This is a genomic window from Weissella sagaensis, assembly GCF_010306265.1.
Lineage (GTDB): Bacteria > Bacillota > Bacilli > Lactobacillales > Lactobacillaceae > Weissella > Weissella sagaensis.
On sequence record NZ_BLKA01000002.1, the window covers coordinates 268,053 to 283,613 of the forward strand.

The 15,561-nt window shown below is 35.2% G+C and carries 14 protein-coding genes and 1 other RNA gene; 3 read left to right on the forward strand and 12 right to left on the reverse strand.

The window, feature by feature from the left end:
- Nucleotides 1-39: 39 nt before the first annotated feature.
- Nucleotides 40-936, reverse strand: a complete 897-nt coding sequence (locus G7Y65_RS03850) for an ADP-ribosylglycohydrolase family protein (RefSeq protein ID WP_042494039.1) — start codon at nucleotides 934-936, stop codon at nucleotides 40-42.
- A 107-nt stretch (nucleotides 937-1,043) separates the two neighbouring features.
- On the opposite strand from G7Y65_RS03850, the gene G7Y65_RS03855 reads away from it, so the two are divergent.
- The gene (locus G7Y65_RS03855) at nucleotides 1,044-1,469 is read left to right on the forward strand and encodes a DUF2507 domain-containing protein (RefSeq protein WP_052348448.1); all 426 of its coding nucleotides are present in this window, start codon (nucleotides 1,044-1,046) and stop codon (nucleotides 1,467-1,469) included.
- Between the two features lie 134 nt (nucleotides 1,470-1,603).
- Here G7Y65_RS03855 and trmB read toward each other — a convergent pair whose 3' ends face one another.
- Genes trmB through G7Y65_RS03870 form a run of 3 tightly spaced genes read right to left on the reverse strand, consistent with a single transcriptional unit; the run spans nucleotide 1,604 to nucleotide 4,063 of the window.
- The gene (trmB, locus tag G7Y65_RS03860; RefSeq protein ID WP_042494040.1) at nucleotides 1,604-2,266 is read right to left on the reverse strand and encodes a tRNA (guanosine(46)-N7)-methyltransferase TrmB; all 663 of its coding nucleotides are present in this window, start codon (nucleotides 2,264-2,266) and stop codon (nucleotides 1,604-1,606) included.
- Nucleotides 2,250-3,359, reverse strand: coding sequence for an ABC transporter permease (locus G7Y65_RS03865; protein WP_042494043.1), 1,110 nt, complete (start codon nucleotides 3,357-3,359; stop codon nucleotides 2,250-2,252). Before G7Y65_RS03865 ends, trmB begins: the two co-directional genes overlap by 17 nt.
- A 5-nt stretch (nucleotides 3,360-3,364) precedes the next feature.
- A complete protein-coding gene (locus G7Y65_RS03870) occupies nucleotides 3,365-4,063 on the reverse strand; it encodes an ABC transporter ATP-binding protein (RefSeq protein ID WP_042494047.1) in 699 nt (232 codons plus the stop codon).
- Between the two features lie 119 nt (nucleotides 4,064-4,182).
- Between G7Y65_RS03870 and G7Y65_RS03875 the strand changes: the two genes are divergently transcribed.
- Nucleotides 4,183-4,608 (forward strand): HIT family protein, encoded by a 426-nt coding sequence (locus tag G7Y65_RS03875; RefSeq protein WP_042494049.1) that lies wholly within the window; start codon nucleotides 4,183-4,185, stop codon nucleotides 4,606-4,608.
- A gap of 2 nt (nucleotides 4,609-4,610) precedes the next feature.
- Nucleotides 4,611-4,865, forward strand: coding sequence for a hypothetical protein (locus G7Y65_RS03880; protein WP_165314649.1), 255 nt, complete (start codon nucleotides 4,611-4,613; stop codon nucleotides 4,863-4,865).
- Between the two features lie 98 nt (nucleotides 4,866-4,963).
- Here G7Y65_RS03880 and uvrB read toward each other — a convergent pair whose 3' ends face one another.
- The 8 genes from uvrB to gpsB all read right to left on the reverse strand — a co-directional run bounded on the left by uvrB (nucleotide 4,964) and on the right by gpsB (nucleotide 15,487).
- On the reverse strand, nucleotides 4,964-6,979 hold the full coding sequence (gene uvrB / locus G7Y65_RS03885) for an excinuclease ABC subunit UvrB (RefSeq protein WP_042494051.1): 2,016 nt from the start codon (nucleotides 6,977-6,979) through the stop codon (nucleotides 4,964-4,966).
- Between the two features lie 113 nt (nucleotides 6,980-7,092).
- Nucleotides 7,093-7,728 carry a YfbR-like 5'-deoxynucleotidase gene (locus tag G7Y65_RS03890; RefSeq protein WP_042494052.1) on the reverse strand — a complete coding sequence of 212 codons (636 nt, stop codon included), beginning with the start codon at nucleotides 7,726-7,728 and terminating at the stop codon, nucleotides 7,093-7,095.
- A gap of 100 nt (nucleotides 7,729-7,828) precedes the next feature.
- Entirely contained in the window at nucleotides 7,829-9,022 is a 1,194-nt protein-coding gene (locus tag G7Y65_RS03895; RefSeq protein ID WP_165314650.1) for a CamS family sex pheromone protein, read from the reverse strand.
- A gap of 32 nt (nucleotides 9,023-9,054) precedes the next feature.
- Complete coding sequence (gene ligA, locus G7Y65_RS03900; protein WP_042494056.1) at nucleotides 9,055-11,103, reverse strand: NAD-dependent DNA ligase LigA; 2,049 nt, start codon at nucleotides 11,101-11,103, stop codon at nucleotides 9,055-9,057.
- Between the two features lie 15 nt (nucleotides 11,104-11,118).
- Nucleotides 11,119-13,392, reverse strand: coding sequence for a DNA helicase PcrA (gene pcrA, locus G7Y65_RS03905; protein ID WP_042494059.1), 2,274 nt, complete (start codon nucleotides 13,390-13,392; stop codon nucleotides 11,119-11,121).
- A gap of 31 nt (nucleotides 13,393-13,423) precedes the next feature.
- The gene (locus G7Y65_RS03910) at nucleotides 13,424-14,557 is read right to left on the reverse strand and encodes a THUMP domain-containing class I SAM-dependent RNA methyltransferase (RefSeq protein WP_042494061.1); all 1,134 of its coding nucleotides are present in this window, start codon (nucleotides 14,555-14,557) and stop codon (nucleotides 13,424-13,426) included.
- A 102-nt stretch (nucleotides 14,558-14,659) separates the two neighbouring features.
- An RNA gene (gene rnpB, locus G7Y65_RS03915) (RNase P RNA component class B) lies at nucleotides 14,660-15,031 on the reverse strand.
- 24 nt (nucleotides 15,032-15,055) lie between these two features.
- Nucleotides 15,056-15,487 (reverse strand): cell division regulator GpsB, encoded by a 432-nt coding sequence (gpsB, locus tag G7Y65_RS03920; protein WP_042494065.1) that lies wholly within the window; start codon nucleotides 15,485-15,487, stop codon nucleotides 15,056-15,058.
- Nucleotides 15,488-15,561 lie beyond the last annotated feature (74 nt).

Genomic DNA, 15,561 nt, shown 5'->3' on the forward strand with positions numbered 1-15,561 from the left:
TTAAAAAAAGATGGTTATAAGCCAACTTTACTTTAATACTTAATTAAAATTATGACTTTGCTCAGCTATTTTAAGTACTTTCAGAACGGGTTCAAATATAGGATCATCAATACCTTCAATAAGTTCTTGATGATATAAAACGCCTGCTAATGCGCCAACTAATGGCATAACACATTGAGGCTCACCTGGTAATGATTTAGCCAGGTCTAATGCCTCTTTAAAACTGTTACTATTCAGGATAACCCAAATTGCGGCTTCTAACGTATCTACTACGTAGCCTGATGTTCGTAATGAATTTTCAGCCACACTTTTTAAATCAGGTTTATTTAAACCTTGAAATGCGGATAAGTGATCTACAAAAATTTTGTGTTGCGCATAATACTCATAAGAGCTGCTGACGGCTAAATCAACTGCTTCTACAGGTGGAATATTTTGTAATAAGTTATTAATGATTAAGGCATAAATGCCACTAGCAATCAATGATTGGGGATGATTATGAGTCAACCCAGTAACTTGATGCAAAACTAACATAGCCGGATCATGTAAAATAAAATCTTCACCATACTTGGCGCGAAGATATAAAATTACGGGTGTAATATGCATTAAAGCGCCATTACCATTGTCAGATATGTCACGACCACCTGAATTAAACGGATCTTTGGTATGTGCATATTTATTTAAGGCAAAAAACGTTGTTTCACCAACTTTTTTTGGTCGTTTATTTTGATTATTATATTCACCAGATTGATACCAGTTTAAATATCGATCCATCAAATCGGTTAAACTGTAACCATGTGACAAGCTACTAATTGTTGCTAATGTTAGCGCAGAGTCGCCACTCCAAGATGTGTCATGACCATCAACTTGTTGTGCCATCAAATCACCAGTAACTAAACCAAGTGTACTATTATTTAAGGGATTATACGGTAAAACCATGTAACGTGCCATCCTTTCAAGATTTTTATTGTAACACTCATGTAAACTATTGGCAAATAACCTATGAATACACTATAATTATCTGTGAATGTAAAAAGGAGTAAATCATGACAGAATCCATACAAAACCAAGAGTTTGATAACTTTTCTTTGATCTTATTGCGTGATTATTTGTTACCTGAATTATTACAAAATGATGAATCTGAAATTATTTATTGGGCTGGTAAATCATTGGCAATGAAATTTAAACTAACTAGTATTGATGACATACAACGTTTCTTTATCTCAGCTGGTTTCGGCAATTTAACTAAAACCGATCAAAAATCAATTGAACAAACTTGGATATTAGATGGACCTGTTATCAAAGAACGTTTAGAAAATAATTTAGATGCAAGTTTCTCATTGGAAACAGGATTTTTAGCACAACAAATACAACAGTTAAGCGAATGTGGTACTGAAGCGCAATGGTCAAAAACGAAAACAACCGTTACGATTCGCGTTGTTACTGAAGTGCCAGTAACCCTACCTGAATAATAATGATGTTATAAAAAACACCAGCTTAATATTAGGGCTTGATGTGAGGTGTTCCCCGAAAGTAAAAATTTAACTTTCGGGGAACACCTCAATGCCCAGTATTAAGCTGGTGTTTTTTATTTTACGGTGATTAGTTAATTAAATGACCCAATAAATTTATAAATGGGGAAACCTCTAGATGAGAATTTTTCTTCATATTCAGTTTCGACATTGTTGACCATTTTATCGGTATCTTCATGTAGATTCAATGAAATACCAGTTGGATCAAATTTGATGCCATAATTTGCAAATGAATATAGTGAATATTCAAAAAGGCCACGGTTATCCGTTTTAAATTCGATTTCACCACCTGCTGGTAAGACAGCTTGATAGCTTTTTAGGAAACTTTTATAAGTTAACCGACGAGTTTCATGACGATTTTTAGGCCATGGATCAGAAAAATTAAGGAATAGTTTACTTACTTCCCCCTTTGCAAAATAAGTATCCACACCAGCACCATCACCATAAATGAATTTTAAGTTTGGTAATGATGCTTCATCTTCATCAGCTTTTCGAGCTGCAACAGCGATAGCAGCTTCTTGAATTTCCATACCGATAAAATTAATTTCAGGATACTTTTTAGCCATGCCAATAATAAATTGACCTTTTCCAGTGCCAATTTCAATTTGTAAAGGTTGCTTTTTTGCAAAGATGTTTTGCCAATTACCTTTAAGGGCAACAGCATGTTCTTGATCAATAACAAGATCAGTATGGTTCTCTAACCAAGGCTGAGCCCATTTTTTATTTCGTAAACGCACGAGTGTGTCTCCTTTGTGTGTTTCTAGTAGTTTTTTGTTCCGTATACCAGAATACCAAAATGCACCCTAATAGGACAAGGCTTAAAATATTTTGTATTAACAAATTAAGATTAAACGTCGTTATAAATACAACCATTAACCAGATAATTAGTGTTGTCACAATCCAAGGCAAGATAGCAAGCTGGAATGCTCTTAGTCGTTGTTTCTGTGTAATTGGATATAAAAAATTAAAGACTATGTGCTGATGAACATCGTATAATGGTATTAATTGAAGGACTAGTAAATACAATAAAATCATTAACAAAATAGTTTGTAGCCATCCAGTTGTAAACCAAGCAACACCAACGCCAATTAATGTTAGACGTAACCATAACTTAATGTATTGTGTTCGTCGTATAAATGCTGTGACAAAAAGCTTTGTTAATTGTAGGTTCTTGTTTTCTGGCCAATACTTAATCAGTATGTCAGCCCATTTTTGACGTTTAACCCTTGGTGTAATACCAGGTACATCAATAAATAAATTATAAAATGATAACACAATAAATTGGTGGGCTTCTTCAGCAGTAATCAACCGGCGCCAATTAATCAATTTAGTATTACTTTGATTTTCAAATTGCATGTTCCGTCGAGCAATCCGATATGTTAACAGCATTTTTAATAGAATTAATAAAAATGTCAAACAAGTCATTATTAAAATTGAATGTGTAAACAATCTAAAAATCATAGGCCAAAGGATTAAAATAAGCCCCCCCTCTACAACACCATTAATAATCATACTATAATAAGTGGCTTGCTTGAGCATATGTCTTAATGCCTTTTCATCACCTAAAAGGGTTGTTGCATCAGCGGGTTTTGTGAAATTAGCAGGTTCTTTAAAAATTGTCAGGGTTAATAAAATAACAATGATTAATATTGTTTGTGTCCATAAATTAATGACAGTTGTTTGCCATAATGATTGATAAGCTAGACCAGCTGCACCAAGCAAGAAAAATAATGCTAATACTGCATGATCGTTAAAGACATAGCGGAGATATTTAAAATATGCTTGCCAACGGTTATTGTAACGGTATTTAAATAAGTGGGTTAGTTTCATAATGCCTAGCCCTCATCTACAGTTAGTTCTGGTACAAGAGTTGCAAAATCTGTCATTGCCCCTTGTGCAGCTACCTGACCGTCTTTTAAATAAACAAATTGATCGGCATGTTTTTCAATTGTATGTAAAACATGCGTAGTAAGTAAGAATGTTACCCCCTGTTGTTTGCGTTCATCAATTAGAGCAAGTAAATCATTGACAGCGATGACATCAAGTCCCAAAAAAGGTTCATCAATAATAAATAGTTTTGCGTCAGTAATAAAAGCCATCACAATCATTACTTTTTGGCGCATACCTTTTGAAAAATGTGTTGGAAACCAGTTTAGTTTATCCTCTAAGCGAAACATTTTAAGCAGTTTATCAGCGCGTTGCCAAGCAACTTTTTCATCAAGATGATAAGCAGCCATTGTTAATGATAAATGTTCTTTAAGCGTTAACTCTTCATAAACAACGGGTTGTTCGGGAATGTACGCAATTTGTGCCTTGTAGGTGATTGGTTTTTGCGTCAATAAGTAGTCGTTTAACGTAATGTCCCCTTGTTTAGGATTTAATAACCCGATAATATGGTTAATGGTTGTTGATTTTCCAGATCCATTAAGCCCAACTAAGGCAGTTAGCGTACCATCTGGTACTGTAAAACTAACATCTTTTAAGACGGTTAATTGACCATATCCACCTGATAAATTTTTAATTTTTAAACTCATAATAATTACCTGTATTTCTTATCGTTTACTCTATTTTAACAAAAAATAACCACATATTTATACCAGACAGAAACTCTAATTAAATGTATAATGAAGTTAATTAGAGGAGGAATATAAATATGTCAGATATATTTGATAAAATTATTGATGGTAGCATACCCTCATACAAAGTATATGAAGATGATAATGTACTAGCATTCCTAGATTTAACTCAAGCAACACCTGGACATACACTAGTTGTTCCTAAAAAACATGTTGCTGATATTTTCGAATATGATGATGAATTAGCAGCACAAGTTTTGGGTGTTTTACCAAAAATTGCACAAGCTATTAAAGCTAGTGATGAGCGCATCGTAGGATTAAATATTATTAATAATAATGGTGAGTACGCTGGTCAATCAGTATTTCATTCGCATTTCCATTTGTTACCCCGTTATGAAGATGATGGCTTTGATATTCCCGTATTAGACCATACAGATGATATGACAGAACAAATTTATCAAGCCCGTGCGCAAAAAATTGCTGATCAATTTAAAAAGGATTAATTATGTTTGAAAGAGCAAAGAATCGTTTTCATAGTGTGAAAGATGCCATTCAATCTGAAAAAGAGGCTGTTGATAATCTCAAAGAATCAATTTCAGATATTCAAGATTCGATGGTTAATATCAATAAACTTGTCGATGACTTACAAATTCAAGTTAATAAATTAAATTTTAAAAACAAACCACATTTAGATAGAATCAGTGATGCACAAGAACATATTCAAAAAACATTAGAAAATTTTCCAAAAAAGAAAAAGTAACACATCAACTAGAAGTATTGTCATTAGTAAAAAGACGCCATGCTTATCAACTATTATTTGATAGGCATGGCGCATTTACAAATGACAATACTTCTTTTTTATTTACCTATTTGCAATTTTAATTCCATAACGGTGTCGCGTAAATTAGCAGCATCTTCAAAATCAAGACGTTTAGCAGCAGCACGCATTTGGTCCTCTAAATTAGCAAGCATTGCTTCTTGGTCATCTCGAGCCATATCTTTAAAGGCAACTTCAGTAAAGCTTCCCTGTTCGTCATCTTTATTTTCTACACCATGACTAATTGCAATTAAATCACGAATATCTTTCTTTATAGTATGTGGCACAATATTGTGATCTTTATTATATTGCATTTGAATACGGCGACGACGAGCTGTTTCGTCCATCGCTGCTTGCATAGATGCCGTGACATTATCTGCATACATAATGACATGCCCATGTTCGTTTCGAGCTGCACGACCAATTGTTTGAATTAATGAACGTGTATTACGTAAAAAGCCTTCCTTATCAGCATCAAGAATTGCGATTAATGATACCTCAGGTACGTCAATTCCTTCACGTAACAAATTAATACCAATTAGTACATCAAATTTACCAATTCGTAAATCACGAATGATTTCTGTTCGTTCTAGTGTTTTGATATCTGAATGTAGGTATTTAACTTTAATACCTACATCTTCTAAATAATCTGTCAAATCTTCAGCCATTTTTTTAGTTAATGTCGTTATGAAAACTCGTTCTTGTTGTTCAACACGTTGATTGATTTCACCAATTAAATCATCAATTTGGCCCATTACTGGTCGTACCTCAATATCAGGATCTAACAAGCCAGTTGGTCGAATGATTTGTTGTGCCACATTATCTTCTGCAACACGTTCATTCTCATAATCACCCGGGGTGGCAGACATATAAATAATTTGATTGACATGTTTTTCAAATTCTTCTAAACGCAAAGGTCGATTATCTAACGCTGATGGTAGACGGAATCCATAATTAATCAAAGTTTCTTTGCGCGCACGGTCCCCCTTGTACATGCCACGTACTTGAGGCATTGTGACATGTGATTCATCTACAATAATAATAAAATCATCAGGGAAAAAGTCTAGTAATGTGAACGGTGGCTCGCCAGGTGCGCGCCCATCCATATGACGTGAATAATTTTCAATACCAGTCGTAAATCCCATCTCACGAATCATTTCAATATCGTACTCAGTACGTTGTTTTAGACGTTGTGCCTCAAGTAATTTACCTTCGCCTTCAAGATGCTTTAATTGATCATCAAGTTCGGCTTGAATTGTTTTTAGAGCACGTGCGCGGATATCTTCGTTGGTCATAAAATGTGTTGCCGGGAAAATTGTCGCCAAATCTAATTCTGCTGTCACTTCACCAGTTAATGAATCAATTTCTCTAATACGATCAACTTCATCACCAAAGAATTCAATGCGTAAAGCTTTCGCGTCAGAGGAAGCTGGGAATATTTCTAACACATCACCACGTGCCCGAAAACGGCCACGTTGAAAATCAATATCATTACGCTGAAATTGAATATCAATTAATCGATGCATTAAATCATTTCGTTCTAGTATATCACCCACTCTTACATTGATTACGTGGTCATGATATTGTTCTGGACTACCTAATCCAAAAATAGATGATACTGATGCAACAACAATAGTATCATTACGAGCCAATAAAGATGCTGTTGCTGAATTACGTAACTTATCAATTTCATCATTAATAGAAGAATCCTTTTCAATATATGTATCAGATGAAGGTACATAAGCTTCAGGCTGATAATAGTCATAATATGAAACAAAATATTCAACTGCATTGTTTGGAAAAAATTCTTTGAACTCACCATATAATTGACCTGCTAAGGTTTTATTATGTGATAAAACTAAAACAGGTTTATTTGCTTGAGCGATAACATTGGAAATAGTAAACGTTTTTCCTGTCCCGGTAGCACCAAGCAAAATTTGTTCTTTTACGCCATTACTTAAACCGTTAATTAATTTTGTAATTGCCTTGGGCTGATCACCAGTAGGCTGATACCTAGACGCTAGTTCATATTTATTATCTTCATGACGAGTAATCATTAAACTTATCCCCCCTTAAAAATAAAAAGAGCAGCTGAGGCGGTAAATGATGTTTCAGCTGCCTTTTTATTATGAATTGTGTACGCTAACGTTATTATATAACAAAATAGCTATTAATCAGCATTAAAAATACCAATATAAATACGTTGTAATTTTTCGGATCCTGGGAATTGTTCATTTAACAGTTCAGGCAAGACTTCCTTAATAAAGTAAGCGACACTAGGCAAGTCACGGAAAGCAAAAATTGTTTCCAAGCTTTCCTTGTATATTTCAGTGAATACAGGTTCTGGATTACCTTTTTGTAGTTCACCGAATGCTTCGTATAATAAGTCAACTTTGTCAGCAACAGATAAAATACGCCCTTCTAAGGTATCATCTTTTCCTTCGTGTAAACGACGCGTATACACAGCTTGGAGCTCTTTGGGTATTTCTGTGCGAATAAAGTTATCAGACAACGTATCTTCAACGTCAGCTAACATATGACGCAATGTAGCTGATGCATATTTAACAGGAGTTCGGATATCACCAATAAAGCGTTCTGTAATATCATGATTTAGCGCCTTTTCATATAACATACGCCAATCAACCTCATTCCCACTAGCTTCTTCAATGTCCCCAAGAAACTGAGCTGCTTGAGTAACTTTCCACGAATGGGCAGCAACCGAGTGTGGTTGATATTTAAAATATCCAGGTGCACGTGAAATCATTTCTAACTCATTTAGGCCAGATAAATATTGATGCATTCCCATTGATTTATTCCTCCTAATAAAATAAACATTTTAATCATATTACGTGTCTCAGTATAGAAATGCAAGAAAAAAAGCCACATTTCTGTGACTTTTTCTTGCATTAGTATGAACCTAAAATAGTAACTTTATATTTATCACTATCAGCGCTCTTAGTTAAGTATGCTTGCATACCTGTCGATGCTTCAATTTTAATTTTAATTGGTACACCACTAGGTAAGTAATTTGGTGCGCTTTGTGCAATATAATTAGCGAAACTTTCAATTTCAGTTGCTGAATAGAACTGTGTTGAAATTGAAACAATTAGACCTTCTAAATTATTACCATCGTATGAGGCTTGTCCCGTAACAGAAGACAAGTTAGGGAAGAAACCTTCAATGTTATTTGAGAAGTTAACAAAGCTTGAATTAAGCTTGGCACTAACAGACTTATCATCAGCTGTACTTTCTTGCATTGGTAAAACAACAGTTTGATTATCAATATTTGTCCAATTACTTAAGCTATCACCTGACTTTGAAACATTCCAACTATAAAAATTACCACCTGCCAATGAATCATCTTTTGCTTGTGCGTACATTGCAACATAAATTGGTGTGTCATTACTAATACCATTTATATTACGGTAACGCTTAACAATTTCATTAGCCATATTTTGACCTTGTTTAATACGATCATCCTTACTAATGTCTTGGGTAAAATTAGCACCGTATTGTTCTTTTTGATAGGTATCTTGTGTATTCATTGCTAGACCAAGAACAATACCATGGAGTTTAAGATTGTTACCCTCTTTAGTCATGAAGTCTTGTTCTTCAATAGTTTGTAGATAAATTGGGTTACGTTCGTTGTTAAATTTACCATTATCACGAGGGTTTAGTCCGTCTTTATTATCATCAGATTGACGACCTAACCATTCATTAGCTTGATTAGCTATCAAAAATTGTCCTTCTTGGAAAATATACTTTGATGTACTAAAGTGTTCCTTTGAAAAATTTAGTAAGCCATTTTCAAAACTAACTTGATTAAAAGTATTGCTTTCTTGTGATGCTGTAACACCACGCGCTTTACTAGTTAGGTAACGACCATTCTTAATTACTGTTTGATAAGATGAGTTGTCATTTTTACTAGTTACTTGAATCCCTTTTTTTGAATTTGACTTCGTTGTTGCAGGCGCTGTTTTATTATTATGTGTGTTTGAAACAGAAGAAGAATTCTTAGAGAAGAAATTCCCAAAGAAAACTAATGCCGAAATCAGCACAATAACAGCAACAACTGAGGAAATCCATTTTACTGCACGCATACGTGTTCTCCTTTAATCGTCTAAACTGCCTATTAGTTTAGCACATTTTGTTCATTACCACTATCATCCATAGTATCACGTAATTGTTTTTCTGACCAAATTTCAATGCCTAAGTCTTGTGCTTTTGATAATTTGGAACCGGCGTTTTCACCAGCTATTAATAAGTCAGTTTTTTTAGATACTGAACTGGCAACTACTGCACCTTGTGATTCTAACCATGCAGTTGCCTCACGTCGTGAAAATAAAGATAATGAGCCAGTTAGCACAATTTTTTTACTTGAAAACTGTGGATTTTCAACCGCAAGCACTTGAGAAGTATATGTCAAATTAACACCTAACTCCGACAAATCATTTATTAAGCGTTGTGCTTGTTTGGTAGCAAAATATTGCGTAATACTATCACCAATTGTCAATCCAATACCTGGAATTTCAGCAATTTCTTCTGCTGTGGTTTGTGCAATCGATTTAAGATCACCAAATTTAGCAGCAATTGTTTTAGCAGCTTTAGCCCCCACATTACGAATACCTAAACCAAATAATAAGCGTTCAACAGAGTTTGTTTTGGATGTATTAATAGCATTTAATAAATTATTTGTTGCTGTATCACCAAATTTATCTAATACAATCAAATCATCATAAGTTAAACGATATAAATCGGTAACCGCTGTAACTAAATCACGTGATAATAACTGCGTAATAATCTTAGGACCTAGCCCATCAATATTCATTGCATTACGTGAAGCAAAATGTGTTAAGGATTCTTTTACTTGTGCTGGGCACGCTGGATTAATACAACGCATTGCAACTTCACCATCAACATGCACAAGTTCTTGTTGACAGGCTGGGCATGTTGTTGGCAGCTCATAATCAACACTATCAGCAGGACGTTTGTCTAAAAGTACTTTACCAACTTCAGGAATGATGTCGCCTGCTTTATGCAAAGTCACAGTGTCACCAATGCGAATGTCCTTAGATTTTAAATAATCAGCATTATGTAAGGAAGCTCGTGCGACTGTTGTGCCTGCTAACTGCACCGGTGTCATAACTGCTGTTGGTGTAACTGCACCAGTACGACCAACTGTCCATTCAATATTTAAAATAGTTGTTTGCGCCTCTTCAGGCGGGAACTTATACGCAATTGCCCATTTTGGTACTTTAACAGTATTTCCTAGTTCTTCATGATAATGCAAGTTATTTACTTTAATTACGATACCGTCAATGCCATATGATAAACTATCACGATTGTTAGTCTGCGAAATAATATATGATTCAACGTCAGCCAAGGTGGTTATGACAGTGTTAGTTGAATTAGTTGGTAATCCCAGTCCATTTAATCGTTCTAATAAAGCGGATTGACTTGTCACGTCCAAAATGCTGGTCGCATCTACTGCTTGATAAAAGAATGCTGATAAGCCTCTTTGTTTTGTAATTTTAGGATTTAATTGTCGTAATGAACCAGCAGCAGCATTTCTTGGATTGGCAAATGTTGGCAACCCATCACGCTCACGACTGTCATTTAAAGAAACAAATGCTGCTTTAGGCATGTAAACTTCGCCTCGAACTTCAATAGAAATGGGCTCATTTAATTGACTTGGAATGCCATTAATTTGTTTAATGTTTTTGGTAACATCTTCCCCAACATTACCATCGCCACGAGTAGAAGCTTGTACTAATTTACCATTCTCATAAATCAAACTAATTGCAAGACCGTCAATTTTCAATTCAGCATTATAGGATAAAGCTTCAGTAAATGATTTTTGGGTGTTCGTCATCCAATTATTTAATTCATCGAAGGAAAAAACATCACCCAATGACAACATTGGCACTTCATGTGCTACTTTTGGTAATTCCGACTTTACTTGTTGTCCACCAACTTGTTGGGTAATAGAGTCTGCCAGAATTAATTCTGGGAAAGCAGCTTCTAAGTCTTCTAAACGTTTATAGGCTTGATCATACTCAGCATCTTCAACAGTAGGTGCATCATTTTCATAATACTCTTTAGCCCATTGTTGCAACTGATTTTGTAGTGTATCAATTTGCTTAGCTGCTTCATTTACGTCTGTCAATGTTACCTCTGTCACAACCCAATCTCCTATCTATTTTTCAACTTTATTAATGGGTGCAAATGCCGCTAATAAACGTTTAATTCCTTGATTAGGAAACGCAATATCTAATTCTTTATCTTCACCATCACCACTTATTTTGACAACATGGCCAATGCCCCATTTTTTATGCGCTACAGCGTCACCAATAACCCAATCTTTTTTTTCAGCACCAGTACTAATAGTACTTGGTTTTGCTTGACTGACTGTATGGGCTGCTGTTTGACGACTACGTCCACTAAATGTTACCCCTTGTGCAGGTGTGACACGGTGATTAAATGGGAAATCATGCTCATTTATTTGTAACCCAGTACCACTGGATACTTCATTAATAAGCTTGCCGTCAATTTCATCAATAAATCTTGATGCTGGATTATTAGTTGTGCGTCCATATAGTAAACGAGAATAAGCGTTTGTTAGATAGAGCCTTTCTTTAGCACGCGTAATACCAACATAAGCTAAACGTCGTTCCTCTTCTAATTGATCATCGTCAGCTGCTGCTCTTGATAATGGGAAAATATTTTCTTCCATACCAATCAAAAAGACAACTGGGAATTCTAGCCCCTTAGCAGCATGTAATGTCATTAATGTAACTTGATTATTAGTGTTTTCATCAACACTGTCTAAATCAGATACTAAGGCTAACTCACCTAAGAAATCAACATATTTAGAAATGCTTTCTTCAGTTGGTTGATAGTTTTTATCAAATTCTGCAGTAACTGATAAAAATTCCGCTAGATTTTCTAGACGGCCTTCATTTTCTGGCGTTGCAACCTTTTTTAACTGTTCTTCATAACCAGATTTATCTAGAATAGCCTTGGTCAAATCTGTAATGCTTAAATCAAATTGCATTTGCTTTCTAAAGGTTTCAATCATATTGGCAAACGCAACTAATTTATTTGCAGCACGTGCCGGTAGTCCTGGAATCAGCAATGCGTTAGCAGCACTATCCAATAATGTCCAATCCTTTTCTAATGCAAAACGACGTAACTTTTCTAATGAAGTTTGGCCGATGCCACGTTTAGGCTCATTAACAATACGTAAAAAGTTTTCATTATCTGCAGAATTTGTAACCAACGCTAAATAAGCAAGTACATCGCGGATTTCTTTACGATCATAAAATTTTGAACCACCAACTACTGTATAGGGCATATTAGCTTTAACTAAAGCCTCTTCAACACCACGTGATTGTGCATTGGTTCGGTATAGAATAGCAAAATCACGATAATCAAATTTATTATCATGACATGCTTTTTTAATCTCTTTAATTACAAAAAGTGCTTCAGCACGATCAGATTGGCCACGATAATAAGTGATTTTATCACCGTCACCATTATCAGTCCATAATTTTTTAACGATACGCTCATCATTATTTCGAATAACGCTATTAGCAGCATCTAAAATAGTTTGTGTTGAACGATAATTTTGCTCAAGCATAACGGTTTTTGCATCAGGATATTCTTTACTAAAGTTCAAAATAATCTGCATATTAGCACCACGCCAACCATAAATTGATTGATCTGAATCACCAACAACTGCTAAATTACGATGTTTTGCTGAAAGTAAGGTCACTAATTCATATTGCGCATCGTTAGTGTCTTGATATTCGTCAACGTGAACATAAAGGAATTTTTCTTGGTAATAAGATAAAACTTCTTGATCTTTATGTAGCAATTCAATTGTTAACATAATCAAATCATCAAAATCAAGAGATTGTGCAAGTGCTAAGCGATGTTGATATTCTTTATATGTTTTACCAACAATTTCCTCAAAAGGACCTGATGCACGTTTTAAATAATTTTCGGGCCTTTCCATAGCATTTTTCGCATTGGAAATAGCACCTAATACTGAACGTGGTGTAAATTTTTCAATATCAACATTTTGATCTTTTAAAATTCTTTTTACTAATGTGCGTTGGGCGCTGGCATCAATGATTGAAAAATCTTTTTTGTAACCCAATTTATCAATATCACGACGAAGAATTCTAACAGCTAAAGCATGAAATGTAGATACCCAAACAGCATCAGCTTCATTTTCGTCAATTAATTGGCTGATACGTTCTTTCATTTCACGGGCAGCTTTATTAGTAAATGTAATTGCCAAAATTCGCCATGGCATAACATTTAGGTCCTTAATCAAGTGCGCAACGCGATGGGTTAACACACGTGTTTTTCCTGAACCCGCACCAGCCATTATTAGAAGTGGGCCTTCTGTTGTAATAACTGCTTCAGCTTGTTTATCATTCATACCCGAAAGTAACGGATTCATATCATATCTCCTCTTAATCTACGTGTAATAATTAATGACGAATTTTTTTACCCCAGTATTGATATAAGTCAACTTTTAGTGCACCGTTATATAATTTACGTTTCTTAGTGGCTTTTTTACCAAATGCAGTTTCAAATTCTTCATCTGAGGTCAAAATATACTTTGACCAAGTTGGCATATTATTATAAATATAACCCATTTGACTATATAACTGACGGGCAGCGGTCTCATCACCTAGACGTTCTCCATATGGAGGATTAGCAATCAAGACACCATTAATTTTGTCAGTGGACCAGTCAGCAGCGGCTAATTGCTTAAAGGTAATATCGTCACCAACACCAGCAGCCTGGGCATTATTTTTAGCAATTTCAATCATGTTTTCATCAATATCATAACCAGTAATATCTAATGATTCCTCAAAATTGATCATACTGCGAGCTTGTGCCTTTAACGTTTGGCCAATATTTTTGTCAAACCAATCCCAATCAGTAATGTCGAATTCACGATTTAATCCAGGTGCAATATTTCGACCAATTAGTGCAGCTTCAATTGCAATAGTTCCTGAACCAGTTGTTGGATCAACGAAAGGATTATCAGTAAACCAGTGTGCTAATTTAACTAGGGCTGCAGCCATTGTTTCCTTTAATGGTGCGCCCCCTTTTTCAGTACGATAACCACGTTTAAATAAAGAATCACCAGTTGTATCTAAAGTAATCATAACGTGGTTCTTATCAATAGCAGTTTCTAAAACGTAGCGTTGACCAGTCTCAGGTAGATAACTATGTGTATGATATGCTTCAGATAAGCGTTTCACGATTGCTTTTTTAGTAATTGCCTGTACCGTTGGAACAGAGTGTAAAATAGAATTCTTTGAGCGCCCGTTAACTGGGAAAACAGCATCATAAGGTAGTAAATCTTCCCAAGGGAAAGCTTTAGTTTGTTCAAATAATTGGTCAAAGGTTTTGGCATCAAACTCTTGTACAACTATTTTAATACGGTCAGCTACACGCAACCATAAGTTAGCACGATAAATATCTTCAACAGTGCCGTCAAAAAATACACGACCATTTTCTGTTTGGGTAGCATATCCCATTTCTTTTAATTCACGAGCGACTAAAGCTTCCATACCGGCACCCATTGTTGCCATTAATTTAAAATTTTTCATGTTTAGTTCTCTTTCTAAGTTTATACGTTTTATTATAAAGTAGTTTGAAATTTTGGGCAAAATAAAACCGACGCCACAAGGACGCCGGCTACCTAATGTATTGGCTGTAAGCCATGTTTTGTTCCAAATAAAAATTGGCAAAATCTATTTGGTGGTAATCATCTATCTCAAACATTTCTGTTTCCTCGACCATCGCTTCGTTTCGCTAGATCAAACGCCCCTACCAAAGTTTGGGTTGCCCGCTCGTGGGGTTTACCGCGTTCCACCCATCGCATTTCTTTGATGGTTCGTCACTGTGGCACCTTAACAGCTACTAAAATCATAGGCAGTGCCCGTAGATAATTTCACTGGCCGTCAATTACAAGAATTGCCTAGCCTTATTTTTTCAGCTAGCACGAACACTACTAACATCACAGTTAGTGCGAGCATGGACTTTCCTCATGCAACATAAGCTGCACGCAATTACCCACCAATACATCACAAATATCCATTATACACTTAATCTGTAGATTGTGTAGTGCTTTCTGAAATAATTACATCTTCAATATCATGTGCTTGTTCATCTGGTTGATCATCAGCTTTTTCTTGTGGCTTTTTAAATTGCTCAGATGAAGCTTTACCAAATACACGACGTTCTAAGTTAGATAGTCGCTTCAAAATATCCATATTAGTATTCACAGCAGGTGCAGGCGATGCTTTCGGTTCAGAAGTTGGTGTTGCTGAAACTTGCTTTGTTAATTCGGCAACTTGATCCTTTAACTTTTGATTTTGATTCGTCAATTCACCAATATTATTCTGAAAAGCTTGGTAATCAGAAATAATTTCATCTAAATAAGCATCAACATCTGTAATATCATAACCAGTACCAATGCGTGTCTTTTTAAAATCCTTGTTTAGAATTTCTTCCCGAGTATGTTGCACGTTTTCCATCACTTGCACTCCTTAGTTTTCTTCTAATACTAGTTTAACAGCTTTTCAACTAGATGACAAAATTACTTGTATAA

Coding starts and splice junctions, on each gene's coding strand:
- G7Y65_RS03850 (WP_042494039.1), bottom strand. CDS start 936: ATGGTTTTACCGTATAATCCCTTAAATAATAGTACACTTGGTTTAGTT.
- G7Y65_RS03855 (WP_052348448.1), top strand. CDS start 1,044: ATGACAGAATCCATACAAAACCAAGAGTTTGATAACTTTTCTTTGATC.
- G7Y65_RS03865 (WP_042494043.1), bottom strand. CDS start 3,359: ATGAAACTAACCCACTTATTTAAATACCGTTACAATAACCGTTGGCAA.
- G7Y65_RS03870 (WP_042494047.1), bottom strand. CDS start 4,063: ATGAGTTTAAAAATTAAAAATTTATCAGGTGGATATGGTCAATTAACC.
- G7Y65_RS03875 (WP_042494049.1), top strand. CDS start 4,183: ATGTCAGATATATTTGATAAAATTATTGATGGTAGCATACCCTCATAC.
- G7Y65_RS03880 (WP_165314649.1), top strand. CDS start 4,611: ATGTTTGAAAGAGCAAAGAATCGTTTTCATAGTGTGAAAGATGCCATT.
- uvrB (WP_042494051.1), bottom strand. CDS start 6,979: ATGATTACTCGTCATGAAGATAATAAATATGAACTAGCGTCTAGGTAT.
- G7Y65_RS03890 (WP_042494052.1), bottom strand. CDS start 7,728: ATGGGAATGCATCAATATTTATCTGGCCTAAATGAGTTAGAAATGATT.
- G7Y65_RS03895 (WP_165314650.1), bottom strand. CDS start 9,022: ATGCGTGCAGTAAAATGGATTTCCTCAGTTGTTGCTGTTATTGTGCTG.
- pcrA (WP_042494059.1), bottom strand. CDS start 13,392: ATGAATCCGTTACTTTCGGGTATGAATGATAAACAAGCTGAAGCAGTT.
- G7Y65_RS03910 (WP_042494061.1), bottom strand. CDS start 14,557: ATGAAAAATTTTAAATTAATGGCAACAATGGGTGCCGGTATGGAAGCT.
- gpsB (WP_042494065.1), bottom strand. CDS start 15,487: ATGGAAAACGTGCAACATACTCGGGAAGAAATTCTAAACAAGGATTTT.